This is a genomic window from Robiginitomaculum antarcticum DSM 21748 (genome assembly GCF_000365025.1).
Classification (GTDB): domain Bacteria; phylum Pseudomonadota; class Alphaproteobacteria; order Caulobacterales; family Maricaulaceae; genus Robiginitomaculum; species Robiginitomaculum antarcticum.
This window is the reverse complement of sequence record NZ_KB823011.1, coordinates 1322902-1340071: the sequence shown is the minus strand read 5'-3', so window position 1 is coordinate 1340071 and position 17170 is coordinate 1322902. Positions and strand designations below refer to the sequence as shown.

21 protein-coding genes are annotated in these 17170 nt (G+C 52.8%); 3 read left to right on the top strand and 18 right to left on the bottom strand.

Features of this window, described 5'->3' with window-relative positions:
* Positions 1–39 precede the first annotated feature (39 nt).
* The 3 genes from H142_RS0106445 to H142_RS0106435 all read right to left on the bottom strand — a co-directional run bounded on the left by H142_RS0106445 (position 40) and on the right by H142_RS0106435 (position 2002).
* Positions 40–513, bottom strand: a complete 474-nt coding sequence (locus tag H142_RS0106445) for an NfeD family protein (RefSeq protein ID WP_017931293.1) — start codon at positions 511–513, stop codon at positions 40–42.
* 3 nt (positions 514–516) lie between these two features.
* Positions 517–1437 carry an SPFH domain-containing protein gene (locus H142_RS0106440; protein ID WP_017931292.1) on the bottom strand — a complete coding sequence of 307 codons (921 nt, stop codon included), beginning with the start codon at positions 1435–1437 and terminating at the stop codon, positions 517–519.
* A gap of 85 nt (positions 1438–1522) precedes the next feature.
* The gene (locus tag H142_RS0106435) at positions 1523–2002 is read right to left on the bottom strand and encodes a peroxiredoxin (RefSeq protein ID WP_017931291.1); all 480 of its coding nucleotides are present in this window, start codon (positions 2000–2002) and stop codon (positions 1523–1525) included.
* 64 nt (positions 2003–2066) lie between these two features.
* Here H142_RS0106435 and H142_RS0106430 point away from each other — a divergent pair, with 64 nt between their 5' ends.
* Complete coding sequence (locus H142_RS0106430) at positions 2067–2675, top strand: YqgE/AlgH family protein (protein WP_017931290.1); 609 nt, start codon at positions 2067–2069, stop codon at positions 2673–2675.
* Here the strand turns inward: H142_RS0106430 and H142_RS0106425 are convergent, their stop codons facing one another.
* The 11 genes from H142_RS0106425 to H142_RS0106375 form a co-directional block, all read right to left on the bottom strand.
* Positions 2676–3257 (bottom strand): GNAT family N-acetyltransferase, encoded by a 582-nt coding sequence (locus H142_RS0106425; protein WP_017931289.1) that lies wholly within the window; start codon positions 3255–3257, stop codon positions 2676–2678.
* A complete protein-coding gene (locus tag H142_RS0106420; RefSeq protein ID WP_017931288.1) occupies positions 3254–4000 on the bottom strand; it encodes an SURF1 family protein in 747 nt (248 codons plus the stop codon). Before H142_RS0106420 ends, H142_RS0106425 begins: the two co-directional genes overlap by 4 nt.
* Positions 4000–4383, bottom strand: coding sequence for a DUF983 domain-containing protein (locus H142_RS0106415; RefSeq protein ID WP_017931287.1), 384 nt, complete (start codon positions 4381–4383; stop codon positions 4000–4002). The genes H142_RS0106420 and H142_RS0106415 overlap by 1 nt, the downstream gene beginning before the upstream one ends.
* Positions 4384–4388: 5 nt before the next feature.
* Positions 4389–5291, bottom strand: coding sequence for a cytochrome c oxidase subunit 3 (locus H142_RS0106410; protein ID WP_017931286.1), 903 nt, complete (start codon positions 5289–5291; stop codon positions 4389–4391).
* A gap of 104 nt (positions 5292–5395) precedes the next feature.
* Positions 5396–5956, bottom strand: coding sequence for a cytochrome c oxidase assembly protein (locus H142_RS0106405; protein ID WP_017931285.1), 561 nt, complete (start codon positions 5954–5956; stop codon positions 5396–5398).
* Positions 5957–6115, bottom strand: a complete 159-nt coding sequence (locus H142_RS16805; RefSeq protein WP_017931284.1) for a hypothetical protein — start codon at positions 6113–6115, stop codon at positions 5957–5959.
* 3 nt (positions 6116–6118) lie between these two features.
* Positions 6119–7087 carry a heme o synthase gene (gene cyoE, locus H142_RS0106395; protein ID WP_017931283.1) on the bottom strand — a complete coding sequence of 323 codons (969 nt, stop codon included), beginning with the start codon at positions 7085–7087 and terminating at the stop codon, positions 6119–6121.
* Complete coding sequence (locus H142_RS16800) at positions 7084–7431, bottom strand: hypothetical protein (RefSeq protein ID WP_169331818.1); 348 nt, start codon at positions 7429–7431, stop codon at positions 7084–7086. The genes cyoE and H142_RS16800 overlap by 4 nt, the downstream gene beginning before the upstream one ends.
* 385 nt (positions 7432–7816) lie before the next feature.
* Positions 7817–9424, bottom strand: a complete 1608-nt coding sequence (ctaD, locus tag H142_RS0106385) for a cytochrome c oxidase subunit I (protein WP_017931281.1) — start codon at positions 9422–9424, stop codon at positions 7817–7819.
* Between the two features lie 10 nt (positions 9425–9434).
* Positions 9435–10313, bottom strand: a complete 879-nt coding sequence (coxB, locus tag H142_RS0106380) for a cytochrome c oxidase subunit II (RefSeq protein ID WP_017931280.1) — start codon at positions 10311–10313, stop codon at positions 9435–9437.
* A 213-nt stretch (positions 10314–10526) separates the two neighbouring features.
* Positions 10527–11231, bottom strand: coding sequence for an MBL fold metallo-hydrolase (locus H142_RS0106375; protein ID WP_017931279.1), 705 nt, complete (start codon positions 11229–11231; stop codon positions 10527–10529).
* Positions 11232–11386: 155 nt separating this feature from the next.
* On the opposite strand from H142_RS0106375, the gene H142_RS17145 reads away from it, so the two are divergent.
* Positions 11387–11515: a hypothetical protein gene (locus H142_RS17145; RefSeq protein WP_267878804.1), complete on the top strand. Its 129-nt coding sequence runs from the start codon at positions 11387–11389 to the stop codon at positions 11513–11515.
* Between the two features lie 79 nt (positions 11516–11594).
* Positions 11595–12152 (top strand): hypothetical protein, encoded by a 558-nt coding sequence (locus tag H142_RS0106365; RefSeq protein ID WP_156811905.1) that lies wholly within the window; start codon positions 11595–11597, stop codon positions 12150–12152.
* Positions 12153–12168: 16 nt separating this feature from the next.
* Here the strand turns inward: H142_RS0106365 and hisS are convergent, their stop codons facing one another.
* From hisS to pgi, 4 genes are all read right to left on the bottom strand, one after another.
* Complete coding sequence (gene hisS, locus H142_RS0106360; protein WP_017931276.1) at positions 12169–13650, bottom strand: histidine--tRNA ligase; 1482 nt, start codon at positions 13648–13650, stop codon at positions 12169–12171.
* Between the two features lie 52 nt (positions 13651–13702).
* Entirely contained in the window at positions 13703–14191 is a 489-nt protein-coding gene (locus tag H142_RS14655) for a CIA30 family protein (protein WP_169331816.1), read from the bottom strand.
* Between the two features lie 223 nt (positions 14192–14414).
* Positions 14415–15389: a lipase family protein gene (locus H142_RS0106350; RefSeq protein ID WP_017931274.1), complete on the bottom strand. Its 975-nt coding sequence runs from the start codon at positions 15387–15389 to the stop codon at positions 14415–14417.
* 108 nt (positions 15390–15497) lie between these two features.
* Complete coding sequence (gene pgi, locus H142_RS0106345) at positions 15498–17063, bottom strand: glucose-6-phosphate isomerase (RefSeq protein ID WP_017931273.1); 1566 nt, start codon at positions 17061–17063, stop codon at positions 15498–15500.
* Positions 17064–17170: the final 107 nt, after the last annotated feature.

Genomic DNA, 17170 nt, shown 5'->3' with positions numbered 1-17170 from the left:
GCGCGCTTATAAACGCATGAGGGCTGCATGCACAATTGGCTAATCACGCACGACCAATAAAGTTGCGCCGTCAATTCCCGTGATCACAAGCGTATCTCCGGTCACGGCATTACCGTCGGCAAGGCGCGCTCGCCATTGCGTATCGCCGTAAGCGACCCGGCCTTCACCGACAATGAAATCCGTTACTGCAACGGCTTTACGGCCGACCATTTTCTTACCCGGCGCATTGAGGTCATCTGCGGCATCATCGCGGCGCAGGCGTGGGCGTATATATTTCTCGCCTATCAACAGACCGATCGCCGTCAATATAGCAAACAGGACGAGCTGGCTTTCCCAGCCCAGCGGCAGGACAAATTTGACCATGCCGACGATGAGCGCGGCCAAAGCCGGCCACAGAATAAACAGCGATCCGGTAAACAACTCAAATATCAACAGTAGCATTCCGAAGATCAGCCACTTCCAAGCATTAAGCCCTTCGAGCATGACTACCAATCCATTTGTCGCCGGCTCCATGATCTATTTACCTGCTTTTTTATCGCCGCCGAGCAGGGCGCTTATCCCGCCCACAGTCGCGGCGAGAGCAGACAGCTCTGCCGGTACGATAACGGTTTTTTGCTGCGGAGAACTGGCCAGCTTTTCAAAAGCTTTGACATAATCCTGAGCAATAAAATAGTTGATCGCGTTGACGTCACCTTTGGCAATGGCGTCGCTCACCATCTGGGTCGCTTTAGCTTCGGCTTGTGCCTCGCGCTCGCGGGCTTCGGCGTCAAGAAACGCAGCTTGGCGGCGGCCTTCAGCTTCGCGAATGGCGGCTTCTTTTTCGCCTTCAGCGCGCAAGATAGAGGATTGTTTGGACCCTTCGGCGTTCAAAATATCGGCGCGTTTCTCGCGCTCGGCTTTCATCTGCTTGTTCATGGCCTGGGTAATGTCATGAGGCGGGGACAGATCTTTGATCTCAATCCGCGTCACTTTCGTGCCCCAGGGATCGGTTGCATTATCAATCACGGTGAGCAGGCGGGCATTAATTTCGTCACGGCGGGAGAGGACTTCGTCCAGATCCATAGATCCGACAACCGTCCGCACATTCGTCAGACAGAGATTCTGGATGGCGTTATCAAGGCTGTCCACCTCATAGACTGCGCGGCGGGCATCCGTGACCTGGATGAAGACAACGGCGTCAGCGGTGACCATGACATTATCTTTGGTAATTACGTCTTGGGACGGAATATCTATAACGCGCTCGCGCATATCGGTGCGATCCCCGATACGGTCGAAAAATGGAATGATAAAAGACAGGCCGGGTTTTAATGTTTTGCTGTAACGCCCGAAGCGTTCAATCGGGAACTCGCGGCCTTGCGGAACAATCTTGATCGCTTTGAACACCACAACGATAACCAGAAGTAAGAATATAATTGGAAGATATTGCGCAATGTCCATGATGTCCCCTTTGATTTTATAATATTATCCGGCGTCCATGGGGCCGAATGCGCCGCAGGGCAAAACCCTGCGGCAGGCGGGCAGCTTAAAGCTGCTCCAGCATATAATCGGCAGAACTGACTTTAAACTCGCCGCTTTGCTCGACATTGATTTGTTCGACAACACCGTCATTTGCAATTAGCGAATAGCGCTGGCTGCGCCCGCCCATGCCGAAGCCTGTTGCGTCCATGTCCAGTCCGGCGGCACGGGCAAAATCCCCGTTGCCGTCGGCCAGCATCATCATATCTCCCGCCTCTGACTGCTTGCCCCACGCATCCATGACGAAAACATCATTGACCGATGTGCAGGCAATCGCGTCAATACCTTTGGCAGACAACTCATCGGCGCGGTTTTTAAAGCCCGGCAGGTGTTTGGCGCTACAGGTCGGGGTAAAAGCCCCGGGTACGGCAAAGAGCGCGACGCGCTTGCCTTTAAAAATATCATCCGTACTGCGCGGCTCCGGGCCGTCAGGCGTGGGGATCATAAAAGTGGCTTCAGGTAATTTATCGCCGACTTTAAGGCTCATAAGTCTCTCCGGGTTTGGGTCTATACAGCTAAAATATGGTCATAACGCGCCCTTTTGGCAAGACATGCTTGCCATTAATCGCCGCGCCGTGCTTTGCTGGGCTATGAGCTTTGAAACGCAATATCTAGGCGGACAGATTTTAATCGCCACGCCCGCTATGTTGGACCCTCGTTTTGCGCGTAGTATCATTATGATGTGCCTGCACGATGATGACGGGGCTATGGGGGTGGTGCTCAACAATCCGCAGCCGCGCGTTAACCTCGGCGAAATTTTGAAACAGTCCGGCGTTGAAGGCCCCAATGCCGCCCGCCCCCGCCCCGTCTTTAACGGCGGCCCAGTGGGACGTGAGCGCGGCTTCGTCCTTCATAGTGATGATTTTTTCTCTCTGGAATCTTCCATACGCGTGCGTGACGGGCTTGTATTGACGTCCACCAAAGATGTGTTGCTCGCCTTGGCCGGAGAGAGCCCGCCGGAGCGCGCCATTTTTGCGCTGGGTTATGCCGGATGGTCACCGGGACAGCTTGAGGCCGAACTTGGCGTCAATGCCTGGCTGATAGCTGAGGGCACAGACGCGCTTATCTATGACACAAAACCTGAGAAAATGTGGGAAGCGGCGCTGGCGCAAATCGGGATTAAACCGTCGCAACTCTCCATGTTTAGCGGATCGGCCTAGCTAATCATTTGACAATTTCGCCATTAGATCATGGTCACGCCAGACACCGTCAATTTTTAAATAGCCGCGCCCGATCCCCTCATGGGTAAATCCGGCCGCGTCGAGTAGATGCCGCGATGCTGTATTATCCAGACCCACGGCGGCTTCAATGCGGTGCAAAGCCAAAGTCTCAAACGCAAAACGTGACACGGCACGCACGGCGGCGCGGGCATAGCCCTGCCGGGAATGGCGCTGCGCAATCCAGTAGCCCAGCGCGCAGCTTTGTTTCACTTTTCTCTGTACATTCGTTAAATTGACGGCTCCGACCATAACATTGTCAGAGGCGCGAAAAATATGAAATGGATAGCCTTGATCCGCAGCGACCATTTTTTTAAACCGCGTCAATCGGGCGCGATAAGCGCTGCGGGTCAGATGATCATCGCTCCAGCGCGGCTCCCAAGGCTGTAAATGTTGGCGCGAAGACAGTCGCAGTTCTGCCCATGCATCATAATCAGCCCATTGGGGATGACGCAGATGCACGCCGCCGCCTGCCACAGTTTCGAACAGAGCCGTATTAGTGTCAGCGCGCCGGCGAGGACTCACGAACGGCCCCCAAAACTGAGCCGACCCGCGCGCACATGCATGATGGTGTAGATTACCAGCAGGATCAGGGCAAAGCTGTACCATGTCAGCATATAGTCAAAATGATTATTGCGAATATCAGGCCGTTTCGGCGGGATGTTTTCGGCACGCGTGGCCGGGACGGCGTCGATATAATAACCCGTCTGGATATCGCGTCCTGGAATAGCTTCGCCCCAATCCAGTTCGTCAGGAACAGGATTGAACGAAAAATAGCGGTTTTGAGACGGTGTCGATTTTGGACTGCCAAAGCCGGGGGTCTGATGCAGACGGACATACCCCGTCACACTCTCTTGGGGGTCATTGGGCAATTTATAGGCAAGTTTTTGCGCGTCGGGTATAAGCGGTCCAGCGACATAAACCCCATTGCCGTGTGATGATACGGGATAAAAAACGCGCCAATAGGTTTTCTTGTCCTGTGTTGTGAAGACAAAGAAGACCGGCGTTGCAATTTTGGACTCACCCGCAGCCGGGATTGGCGTCACGACAATTTCAATACGACGGAAATCCACGGGATCACCGTCCTCTATGGCTGTGTTGACCGCTGACAGGCTCATAAAGGGCGCGGCATCCGCAGCCGCATCAATGCTGGCAAGCAGGTCCGTTTTCCATTGTAGGCGCTGATATTGCCACGTACCGAGCGAAATCAAAATCGCCAGCATAATCAGAGTGAGGACTGTAAAACCGGGCATGGGACGAAAACGCATCAACTCTTATCCTCTATCGAGCCGTCCTTATCTTCCAGCCGGGCTTCGCCGGAATCCCGGCTCAGCTGCATGGCCAACATGATGCCGCGCAACGGACGCAGCAGCACTATAGACGAAATCAAGATAACGGGTATCCAGATGAGCAAAGTCAGCCAGACGGGTGCGTCGAGCGCAAGCTGGAACACAAGCGCCAATGGCACAATAAAAAATCCCGCAATAAATATGACAAAGACAGCGGGGCCGTCACCGGCATCTTCGGATTGAAAATCCTTGCTGCACACTTCGCAGTGGGTAGCGTATTTTAGAAAGCCTGAAAATAAAGAGCCGCTGCCACAATCGGGGCAGCGGCCTTTAATACCGTCAAGAACAAGGAAGCCGGGCACGCCCTTTAATGGACGCCGTTATATTGGAACAAGACATAGATGAAGGCGAAGAGGAAAATCCAGACGACATCGACAAAGTGCCAATACCAGGCGGCCGCTTCAAACCCGAAATGCTTCTTGGCGGTAAAGCCGCCCGCCATCAGACGTGACCAGCACACCAGCAGGAAGATCGTCCCTATAAGAACGTGAAAGCCGTGAAAGCCCGTCGCAAAGATAAAGATTGAGCCATAAGCATTCACATCATACCACGGTTCTCCGTCGGCGCGGTGCGTGAAAATTTCATAATATTCGAGCGCCTGCAATGCAGTAAAAGCTATGCCGAGCAAAATGGTCAGGCCCAGCCCCCATTTGGCTTCATTGCGTTTGCCGTGGATGAGCGCGTGATGCGCCCATGTGACGGTCGTGCCGGACAGCAACAAAACCAGAGTATTCATCAATGGCAAATTCCATGGGTCAACCGTATGCAGGCCGCCGGTCCAGCTATCGGCCCATTTTTCAGGATTATCTGTTACATCAGGGTTCCATCCGGCGCGGACTTTATGAAAAAGTCCGAGTTCAAAGAACATCCAGAACCATCCGACAAAGAACATGACTTCTTGCATGATGAACATAATCATGCCGTAGCGCAGGCCAAGCTGCACAACCGGTGTATGATCTCCGGCGCGGCTTTCTGCAGTGACGTCTTTCCACCATGCAAACATGGCATAAGCGGAAAATAAAATGCCGCCGGCAAGGATAGGCCATGCACCTTTAGCGAGGAAAAAGGCCGTGCCGCTATCTGCGGAGGCTAGGCCTTTGAAAAAGATAACCATTCCAAAACACCAGACCAATGCCGCCATAGAAGCCACGAGCGGCCACGGGCTTGGATCAATCAGGTGATAGTCATGTTCAACGGCATGTCCGGCCATAGGGCACTCCAGCAAAAGAAAGGCGTAGATTTTCTCCGCTATAGCTAAAAGCTAACCCGCGGGCAATGTTTTCACGGCAGATAATAGCGGCTTTGCGTCGCGGCTTAGGCTTTTTCATCAACGGGGAAGAAGGTATAAGACAAAGTCACGGTTTTTATGTCATCCAGACGCGGGTCGTCGAGGATTTGATTGTCGATGAAAAACACAACGGGAAGCTCTGCGCTCTCGCCGGGCTCGAGTCGCTGCTCCGTAAAACAGAAACATTCCAATTTTGAAAAATACGGCGCGGCCTTGATCGGGGTCAGATTATAATTTGACGTCGCAATCACGGGGTAATTGGCCAGATTGGTCACTTTGTAAAAAGTTAGATTATTAGCCCCAACCTGCACATCCATCGACAATTGATTGGGTTTAAATGTCCATGGCAGGCCATTCGTGACATTGCTGTCAAACCGCACCTCAATCACCCTGTCGCTCACGAGGTTTTCATTCGTATCGGCGACGCGGGTTGTGCCGCCATAGCCTGTGACGCGGCAAAATGTATCGTAAAGTGGTTTCGAGGCAAAACCGAGACCCAACATGGCGAATGTCACGACCGCAAGTATGCCTATCGTGCGGCTGATATTACGGCTCTGTTGGTCGGCCTTATTTTGCGCGTCGGTCACTTAGGCGCCTCCGCCCCAGCTTTTGAACACCATCAGAGCAAAAATTAGAGCGCAGAACGTAACCAGCGCGGCGGCAATGGCCAAATTACGTTTTTTACGCGCGGCCAATTCCTGCGCAGTCGGTGTCACATAGTCGATGACTTTATTTTCGGGCTGCATGATTTATCCTACGAGTTTTAAAGCGTGTTCTGCCGCAATCGCGACAAATATCGTAAACAGGTAAAACAGCGAAAATGCGAACAGATTACGCGCAGCTTTATCGCCTGCTTTTACATCATATAGTGATCTTTCGTCGCCATGTTCAGGGCGATCCCCTGCGCGAGATTGCCACACGCGATAGGCCAGCCCGACAAACCCGGCATTGAGCGCCAGCGCGACGACGCCGTATAATGGTCCGCCTAGACCGGTTAGCAGCGGCAACACGCAAACGCCCGCCAGAGCGAGCGCGTAAATAAATATCTGCCGCCGCGTTGATTTCGCGCCCGCAACATTGGGCATCATCGGAATGCCCGCCTTGTCATAATCAATCGTTTTATACAGCGCCAGCGCCCAGAAATGCGGCGGCGTCCACATAAATGTAATCAAAAATAAAATGATGCTGTCCCAGCTGATATTGCCGGTTACGGCGGCATAGCCGACCATGGGCGGGAAAGCCCCCGCCGCGCCGCCAATGACAATATTTTGCGGAGTCGCCCGTTTCAGCCACATGGTGTAAAACACAGCGTAAAACGCGATTGTAAAAGCGAGAAAAGCGGCGGCGAAATAATTGCTGGCCATCGCCAGACCCAGCACCGACAGCGCAGACATAATGACGCCAAAGCCCAGCGCGCTGTCACGCGAGAGCTTTCCGGCGGGGATAGGCCGGGTTTTGGTGCGCGACATCAGCGCGTCGCTCTCCGCTTCCCACCACATATTGAGCGCGCCGGATGCGCCTGCGCCGACGGCAATGCAAAGGATCGACGCGGCAGCGAGGGGCCATGAGAGCTGGCCCGGAGCAACAAACAACCCAACCCATGCGGTGAACACAACAAGGCTCATCACGCGCGGCTTCATCAGCGCGAAATAATCACGCGGCTGCGCCGTGCCGAGACCGGACGGCGAGAGCGGTGATGTTGACGATGTGTCAGTCATTTAACATTGTCCAATACGGTGTCGGCGGCCTTATCGCGCAAAGGACGACGCACAACAAGCGCTTCAATCACAAGGATGACAAATGTCGCAAGGGCGATGCCGCATAAGACTATTCCCGCGCCATAAATATAGTCCCAAAATCCATAGCTATTGTTATACTCAACGTAGCGATTAGGCGTGCTTTTGTTTGCAGGCCACAGTCGTGGAAATACAATTAACGCAGCGCCCAGCGTATAAAATAGCCAGCATATCCACGCGAGCCAGACATTATACCCCATGCTTAAAATTTTTGGCCACAGGGCAAAAACTATCGCCGCAATGAGAAAGCTGACAATAAAACTCACCAGCTCTAAAGACGACGATCCGAGAAAATAGGAGTCTTGCAGCCTCAAGGCTATAGCCGGAACCGACATGAGCGCTTTCGTAGCTCCCTTAGCGACTATAAACAAAGCAGCGCTAAACACCCATAACGCTGGCAAGATAATTGGTCTTCTAAACACCCTCAGAATTGACCGCCCAAATATCGGAAAAAATTTACAGATCACAAAAGTCAAAAGCCCTATCAAAATGACGCTTAGCGGAAGAAAAAACTCATGACGCCCGACAAACCAAAGCTCATGCTGAACACTAACGGGAGACGCGCCCACACATCCCGCCAACAAAAAAGCCGGACCCGCGAGGAATCCGGCTTTTATTATGTTTACCATCGCTACCACCGTAGCGGCGCCGCTATTTGATGCGCGGGAGGGTGTTGAATTGGTGATAAGGCGGCGGGGATGGGAGTGTCCATTCCAGCGTGGTTGCGCCTTCGCCCCAATAATTATCCTCTGCCGGACGGCGGATGATAAAGGCCTCAATCAGCATGATGAAGAATGCGGCAGTACCAGCCAATGTCACCAGAGCGCCAAATGTAGAGAGCTGGTTAAAGAACGTAAATTCAACCGGATAGTCCACATAACGGCGCGGCATACCGTTCAGGCCGAGGAAATGCTGCGGGAAGAAAATCAGGTTCACGCCGATAAAGAATAGCCAGAAATGGATATGCGCCAGAACCTTATTATACATCACGCCAAAGATTTTACCGAACCAATAATAGAAGCCGCAGAATATACCGAAGACCGCGCCCATCGACAAAACATAATGGAAATGCGCGACGACATAATAAGTATCATGCAGCACCACATCAACCGCGGGCATAGCCAGGACAACGCCCGTGACGCCGCCAATGACGAAGAGGAAGATAAAAGCAATCGCCCATAGCATCGGAATGGCAAAAGTGATTGACCCGCCCCACATGGTCGCCAGCCACGAGAAGATTTTTATGCCTGTCGGCACGGCAATGACCAATGTCGCGACCATGAAGTAAAGTTTCAAATCAACGTCCATACCTACCGTATACATATGGTGAGCCCAGACCACGAAGCCGACAACGCCAATAGACACCATGGCGTAAGCCATGCCCAGATACCCAAAGATCGGCTTGCGGCTAAATGTGCTCACAACGTGAGAGATAATCCCGAAAGCCGGCAGGATCATAATATAGACTTCAGGATGACCAAAGAACCAGAACAAATGCTGGAACATTTCAGGGTCGCCGCCCATCGCGGGATTAAAGAAGCCTGTGCCTGCATTGCGGTCAAAGAACAGCATAAACAAAGCCGCCGCCAGAACCGGCAGAGCCAGCAAGAGCAGGAAGGCTGTGACCAAAACGGACCAGGCAAACAAAGGCATTTTATGCATAGTCATGCCCGGTGCGCGCATGTTTAAAATCGTTGTAATAAAGTTGATCGCACCAAAAATAGACGAGAAGCCTGCCGCCAATAGACCCATGATAATTAGGTCAAAGGCGGGGCCGCTATGCCCTGTTGTCGAGAGCGGTGGATACATTACCCAACCTCCGCCAAAGCCGTTATCCGCGCCCGCGCCGGGCACAAAGAAGCTGGTCATTAACAGGACCAGCGCAACAGGTAGAAGCCAGAAGGACAGATTATTCATGCGCGGAAAGGCCATATCCGGCGCGCCGATCATCAGCGGCACAAACCAGTTCCCAAAGCCCCCGATCAACGCCGGCATCACCATGAAGAAGATCATGATCAAGCCATGCATCGACACGAACACATTATAAGTATGGTAATTTGTGAAGAATTGAATACCGGGCTCGCCCAGTTCCAAACGCATCATAAAGGACAACCCACCGCCAATGAGGCCCGACAGCATACCGAACCACAAATACATAGTTCCGATATCTTTATGGTTGGTGGAGTAGAACCAGCGCCGGAAGAAAGCGGGCTTACCATCATCGTGATGACCGTCAGCTGCGGGGTAAAGGCTTGCCATTGTCTATCTCCTAATTCCCGCCGGTTGCGGCAGGGGTAAGTGAGGCATCTTGTTGTGTGGCCGGAGCGGCCGCGTATTCGGGATTGCGGGTTTGGACCCAAGCTACAAATTCATTTTGTGGCACAACCTTAATTTCAATCGGCATGAAAGCATGTTCCCGGCCGCAAATTTCGCTGCACTGACCGTAATATGTGCCCGGCTCGTCCACAACAAACCATGTCTCGTTGATACGGCCCGGCACAGCGTCTATTTTGACGGCAAAGCTTGGCATAGCAAAGCTGTGCAAAACGTCTGATGCAGTCACAAGGACACGGATTTTTGTCTTAGCGGGAACGACCATCGCTTCATCAGCGGCCAAAAGATAAGGACGGCCCTGTGCTTTGGCGTCTTCCTCAGGAAGCAGGGACGATGTAAAATCAAAATCGCCGTGATCAGGATAGACATAGGTCCAGTTCCACTGATTGCCGACAACTTTAACTGTCATTTCAGTCTCAGGGATAACATCCTGATTATAGAGCGGCTGGGTCGCAATCGCGATCAAGGTTAGAACGATCGCAACAGGCGCCGCTGTCCAGACGACTTCCAGCAGCGTATTATGGCTGGTCCGCGAGGGCACCGGATTGGCTTTTTTATTGAACCGAATAAAGATGAAAGCCATCAAACCTGTCACCAAAGCGACAATGGCTGTAATGATAATCATAACCACATCATGAAGCCAGCGTAGCTCCGTTGCGGTCGGCGTTGCGGCCTCTTGAAGATATAGCGCACCGTCAGTAGGCTTACCCGCCTCAGCCAGCGCGGAATCGAGTCCGAAATGCGAGGCGCCGAAAAGAGCCGTTGCTGTGAGGGCGCTGAGCGCTAACCCTTTGAATATAAACGATGCGCGCATCGAAACCTCATTTTTGTATAGCGTGAAAGCAGCCCTTAGGCCGCAATTGCGTTCCGATATACAATCTTCATATCCAAAAGGACAGGGAAGAATATCAGCGCGGATTGTCGCATTGAAACTACGCCGTTCATTTTAGGCTTGGGATTGCGCCATCACCACAAATTAAAACGTCTTATAATAAACTAGGGCCGCGCGGTTGGTTGTGGCGCTGCCTTATCCCGGACCGCTTGTATTAGGCTGGCTATTGGCGATGGCACGGTCACCGACATAAGGATTTCCAGCCCGCTCTGCGCCAAATGTGCTCATCGGGCCGTGACCCGGAATAAAGCGCATATCCCCGCCCAGCGGCCAGAGCTTTTGGGTAATGCTATCCAGCAATTGTTGATGGTTACCCTTAGGAAAATCTGTGCGTCCGATAGAGCCTGCAAACAGCACGTCACCCACAAAGGCGATTTTCAAATCTTTATTATAAATCACGACATGGCCTGGTGTGTGACCGGGCGTGTGCAGAACGTGGAATTCTGCCCCCGCAAGAGACAAAGTCTCGCCATCTTCAAGATAACGGTCCGGCACAACATTGCGTCCCATACCGGGATGACCGTAACGGGCCCAGTGTTCAGCGATGTCATCCATCCAAAACTGGTCATCTCTATGCGGACCGATCACCTTTATGCCAAGGCGCTCGCGCAGCTCGTCCGCGCCGCCGGCATGATCCAGATGTCCGTGAGTGAGCCAAATTTCTGTGATGGTAACGCCTTTATCCTTGGCCGCGCTGAGTAATTTATCAACCTCTCCTCCGGGGTCAACCAAGACGCCCGACATCGTTTCCCGATCGTAGAGAAGCGAACAGTTTTGGGAAAAGGGCGTCACCGGAATAATTTGTAAATCCAGCGCCGGAGTATTTTTTATCTGTGTCATAATATCATCTTAATTTATTTTTATACGCCTATGAGACGAAAAAAAGCGATTCGACTCGTGTTAATAAATAGTGTATTTACGTTAATTCGGTTCGAAAGAGTCGTTTATGTGGGAATATAATGCACATCCTTGTGATGTTCGGAAGTGGGATAATTATGGAAGATCTAGATTTCGAAGGCGCAGTAGCGTCTGAAGGTTTCGACTCGCCTGAAAACAATGTATTCAGCCATGAAACCGGGCCTTTGTCTTGGGACGGCGAATGGGATAAGTCCAACCTCGTTTAATTCGACGAAATGTAAAATTTATGGCCTGACCGCGCTTCGGCGACGGCTTTGCTTATGTCCGCCCTTTGCGTTAGAATATATGTTGTATATCGTGAAGCACAGGATTGTTATGCCCTTATTGTCGAAAACAACCTTCAGCTTTGGGTGTGCGGTCGCAGTGTTTATAGGCGCGCCTGTCACGGCGCAGCAAGCGGATCCGAGTGCATCGCAAACCATTTCTCGCCTGCTTAGCAGTGATCAGGTCTCTGAGCCTGCGTCTGACGACGGCATTTCCGATCCCCCTACCGAAGCTAAACCCCAAGCAGAGGTTCGGGTTATCATGGTGGATGGAGAGCCGCAATTGCAGCTGCCGGAGCGCGCACCGCCGCCAGAACTAACCGCTTCGGACGACCGGCAGCTTATTGAGCTGACCGGCGAAACTGTCGTCAGAATCTCGCCGGATGGCACCGTCGAGATTTTCAATAATGGCAAGACGGTGCTCGGCGCAGGGTTTTCTGCGCGCGAGCGGGGCCAGCGCAATGCAGCTCTCGTTGATAAAGGTGAGCCCATGGACATTTCTGTCGAGAAGACCGTCAGTATGGACGGCGAGCGTCGCAGTATACATGTCGAAATCGACATGGTCAGCGCGCCGCAATAATCTTTTAGGCACGCCGTTAAGCGTCAATAATGGCTTTTACGGCGGCTACCATTTGCACGCGCGGAACTTCCTGTTGCGCGGGACGACTCTCGCGCCACTCTTCATTGCTCTCAATTGTCTTGGCCATTTCCAGACCCAATTTAAGATCTTTGAGCGTCACGGTTCCGGATACTTTTTCATCTGATCCCATTAGCACAGCGACAGGACATTCACGGCGGTCAGCATATTTAAACTGCTTGGTAACATTACCGGCACCGATGAAGACTTCCGCGCGAATGCCCGCATTTCGCAGCTCCTCCGCCATCGCAAAATAATCCGGCATCAACTCTTTATCGAAGGCGCAGATCAGAACCGGCGCGATGACCTCGCCCTTGGTGTGACCCATGCGCTCCAGTGCGGTGAGGAAGCGCGACACACCGAAGCTAAAGCCGGTCGCAGGGACTTCCTGCCCGCGAAAGCGCGACACAAGGCCGTTATATCGCCCGCCGCCGCCAATGGAGCCAATGCGCACAAGGCGGCCTTTGCGGTCGCGGATATCGGCCAGTAATTCAGCTTCGAACACCGGCCCGGTATAATAGCCAAGGCCGCGCACAATAGACGTATCAAAGGCGCATTGATCGGGGCCATAACCGCAGGCGGTCAGCAAGCGGTCAATCTCGGCGAGCTCGGCCACGCCCGCGCGGCCATGAGACGAACTGCCCACGACTTTTTCAAGACGGGATAATGTTTCTGTACGTGACGATTGCCCCGCAAGTGAAAAGCCAAGCACGGCTTTAATCGCGTCGGGAGATAATTTTGCGCCTTGCGTATAATCACCGGACTCGTCTTCGCGGCCTTCGCCGAGAAGGTCCGTCACGCCCTGCTCGCCAAGGCGGTCTAATTTATCAATGGCGCGCAGCACCTGTATGCGCTGCACCGCGCCGGCGTCAGTATTCGGTACGCCGGAGCTCTCCAAAATACCGTCGAGTAATTTCCGGTTATTAATCCGAATTTGATATTCACTGTCTTTCAGACCGACGGCGCGCATCACATCGGCGGCGATCATTATCATTTCCGCGTCGGCGGCGGCGCCGGGCGCGCCAACACTGTCAGCATCGCATTGTACAAATTCGCGGAACCGGCCCGGCCCGGGTTTTTCATTGCGGTAGACGCTGCCTGCTTGATAGCGGCGATAGGGTTTGGCGATACCGTCGTAATTTTCGGCAACATAGCGCGCCATTGGCGCGGTCAGATCATAACGCAGTGCCATCCACTGCTCGTCATCATCCTGCATCGCAAAGACTCCCGCATTGGGACGGTCTTCGTCGGGCAAGAATTTACCCAGCGCGTCGGCATATTCGAAAGCCGGCGTCTGCAGCGGCTCGAAACCGCGGCTATCATAGACACCAAAAGCGGCATCGATCAGCGCGCGCTCGGCCCGTAGCATCTCAGCAGGCTTGTCTTCAAATCCACGCGGACGGCGGGCTTTGGGACGAAACGGTTTGTTCTTTTTGCTCATGGGCGGGGTCTAGGCGGTTTCGTTGCGCCTTTCAATCCATAAGGGCGGCTGTTTACCGCACGCTGATCCGCGCAATATCAATTCCAAACGCGCCGTCTTGTCCGTCGGCGAGGATGATGCCCATCATTCGGACTTTGGTTTTGTCGAACGGAGCAGCCGGAACATCTTGGCCAAAAACGGATGTCGATAAACCGGATAGCGATACCGTGACCGTTTCCCACTCATCTTGCGCCGTGGGGGGTATATCAGCGCGGTAGGCCACGGAGCGTCCGCGAAAGGTCTCATCAGTGCGAAAGTTCAACTGATATTGCCGTCCGTCAGAGCGGATTTTCATTGTGATGCTTTCTGCGCCGGACAGCGCGCCCGGGCTTATGGCGCGGCGAATGGAGGAAAACCCGCCGCCATCGGTCACGATCCCTCCGGCGAAGCGCATAAAACCATCCGTGCTTTGCAGCTCGCCGCGGCTTTTACCGCCCATCACGCCATCATTCACAACCCGCCATTGTCCTGCCTGCGCCATATCGCCCAGATTGATATCCATAATATTATCCTGTGCTGAAACGTCCTGCGATATTTGGCAGGCCGCAAGGCTTGTCACGCTTGCAGTCATTGCGATTAACAAGGCGGGCATCAGAGAACGTCTAAAGTGTTTCATAACCTCTATACGCGCTTCGGCATATAAAAGTTTTAAGTGCTCTCACGCAAAGATATTTGGTAAAAACTGGCGTCTCCACATGGCTTTGACATCATTTTGAGCGAACGCGTTACGCCTCATATTCGGCCTTCATAGCCTCATGATACCGTATCGCTGTTTCAGGATGTTGTGTCATGAAGCGGTGTATAGCGGCCCATTCCGGCATCGGTGCATCCACCAATTTTGCGCTGAGCATTGTACAATATTCGTAAACAGCATCTGGATATTCGCCCAGCCATATCTGGGGATCTTGATGCACGGCGTGTGTCAGCACAGTGCGATAATTATCCATGGAATGCCGCGATATTGCATATGGTAAAGTGGCATCTTTGACATATGTATTAATCTGAAACGGCTCGCCAACATGGTCAAAATATGTAGGAATGCCTGCCGGCGGCAGAGAGGGGACATAGTCACTATAATTATAAATACGCGTCGTCGAATCCTTTAAATGATATGTGGAATCATACGTTTTCTTCCATTCGTGCTTACCAACACGGGGGCTGGCAAAGGTCGTGCTATGAATGGCCATTGACGGGTACGCCACGCGCAGGTCGAGCGCGCACAAACTGGCAAATGTCCCGCCCAGACTATGGCCGCATATCGCGACAGATTCGACATTTTTAGGATCGCCCAAGAGCTTAAAGACCTGCTCTCGCATAGACGGGCTTTTACTGCCGGCATCTGCGTAAATGCTGTAAAATCCCCAAGCCACATTCACATCTTTGGGAAAGTCCTCCCCGTTGATGAATGGATTAAACGCAACCGTATAGGACCATAGATCGTTCCATATATCGGCCCATCCCTGCGTTCCACGAAACGCCACAAGATAGGCTTTGGCGTTTTTAATTTCTTTAAAAACCAGACCAAATCGAGCCTCACCCGGAAAGCCCGCCATTGTCGCCCATCCGGTGAACCTGCCGACGAATTCATAGCCTTCAGGTATGGTAAATTCCTTTTCAGCATAATCGCCATAGGCCGAAATGACGGCTTGCGCGCATGATAAAGTCAGAGTTGGATTGACCGGATTTTGATGGATTGTCATGATTTTGCCCCGTTAAAATTTATGGGCATGGTAAATAATTTTAGATTGTATGCCCGCAGATATGCAATCTATAGTATAATATCTAAACCGTCCAGTCTTGGTTGTTTTTTAAGTCTTCAAGCGCCCGATTAACGCCATTGTGCTCGGGTCATGTTTGCCGTTGCCGCCATTCAGATCGGACAGCACCTGCGTCGCCAGCACCTTGCCGAGTTGTACGCCCCATTGGTCAAAGCTGTTCACGCCCCAGATGACGCCTTGGACAAAGACTTTATGCTCGTAGAGCGCAATGAGGCTGCCCAGCGCTTCGGGGGAGAGATCATCAAGCAGCAATGTGGTTGAGGGGCGGTTGCCGAAGAATGTCTTTTGCGGTGCAAGCTCATCCGCCTTGGGATGATCGCCAAGCTCTTCGCGCACTTCGGCTTCGGTTTTGCCAACCATCAGGGCTTCGGACTGTGCAATGCAATTGGCGAGCAATGCTTTATGGTGATTAGGGCGGCCTTCATGGTCCGTGGCCACAGCAACAAAATCGACCGGCGCAATGGACGAGCCTTGGTGTAGCCATTGGAAAAAAGCATGTTGTCCATTTGTGCCTTCATCCCCCCAAATAATAGGGCAAGTCTGGCCGGCGGGCTTGCCGTCACGGCCTATAGCTTTGCCGTTACTCTCCATTTCCAGCTGCTGCAGGAAGGCGGAAAATTTACGCAGACGGCGCGAATAGGGAATAACGGCAAGACTGTCATAGCCCAGACCGTTACGGTTCCACACGCCGATCAACGCCATCAGAACGGGCATATTTTTGTTGAAGTCAGCCTGCGCAAAATGCGCGTCCATAAGGGCTGCGCCGCCGAGGAATTCGTCAAAGGCATCAGGGCCATAGGCAATTTGAAGCGACAGACCGACAGCAGACCAAACAGAGTACCGTCCCCCGACCCAGTCCCAAAAGTCGAAAATATTATCCGGCGCAATACCAAATTCTACCGCGCCCTCGCGATTAGCCGAGACGGCAATGACGTGATCAGCGGGGTCACAGCCTGCGGCCTTTAACCAAGCGCGCGCACTGTCGGCGTTCATTTTAGTCTCTTGCGTGCCAAAGCTTTTGGAGACGACGACAACCATAGTCTTTGTCGGATCAAGGCCATCCAGAGCATCGTTAATCGACGCGCCGTCTACATTTTCCGCAAACACCAGGTTAAGCTGCGCGTCTACTGTCGCTTTGAGCCCATCCGCGACCAGACGCGGACCAAGGTCGGAGCCGCCAATACCGATATGGACAATGTTTTCGAACCGGCCCTGCTCGCGAATCTGATCCGCAAATTCAGCCATACGAACCCGCATATCAGCCACGGCCTCTTGCACGCCTGCATCACCGCCAAGTCCGCGCAAAGCAGGATGCAATACGGCGCGATTCTCAGAGACGTTAATGCGCTCTCCCGAAAGAAAACGTGTCCGCCATCCATCAAGATCACAGGCTTTGGCAAGATCCATTAAAATTTTAAATGTGCCGTCATCTACGGCGTGTTTGGAGAAATCCGCATAAATCTTACCCACGGTCAGACTCATTTTCGACAGGCGGTCTTTATCCGAAAACAGATTTGCAATATTGGGTCCGCCAGCAGCGCCGCGCGCCTTCATATCAGACCAGATTTCAGATTTCTTGAGTGAGGTTGACGACATTGCGGCGGCTCCTAAGTATGAGCTTGCCTCTTAAATCATTCTCCCAAACGGTCAACGGCCCGCCGGGGTAAGGCGGGCCGTTTTGCCGATGCTTATTTGGGGAGGAG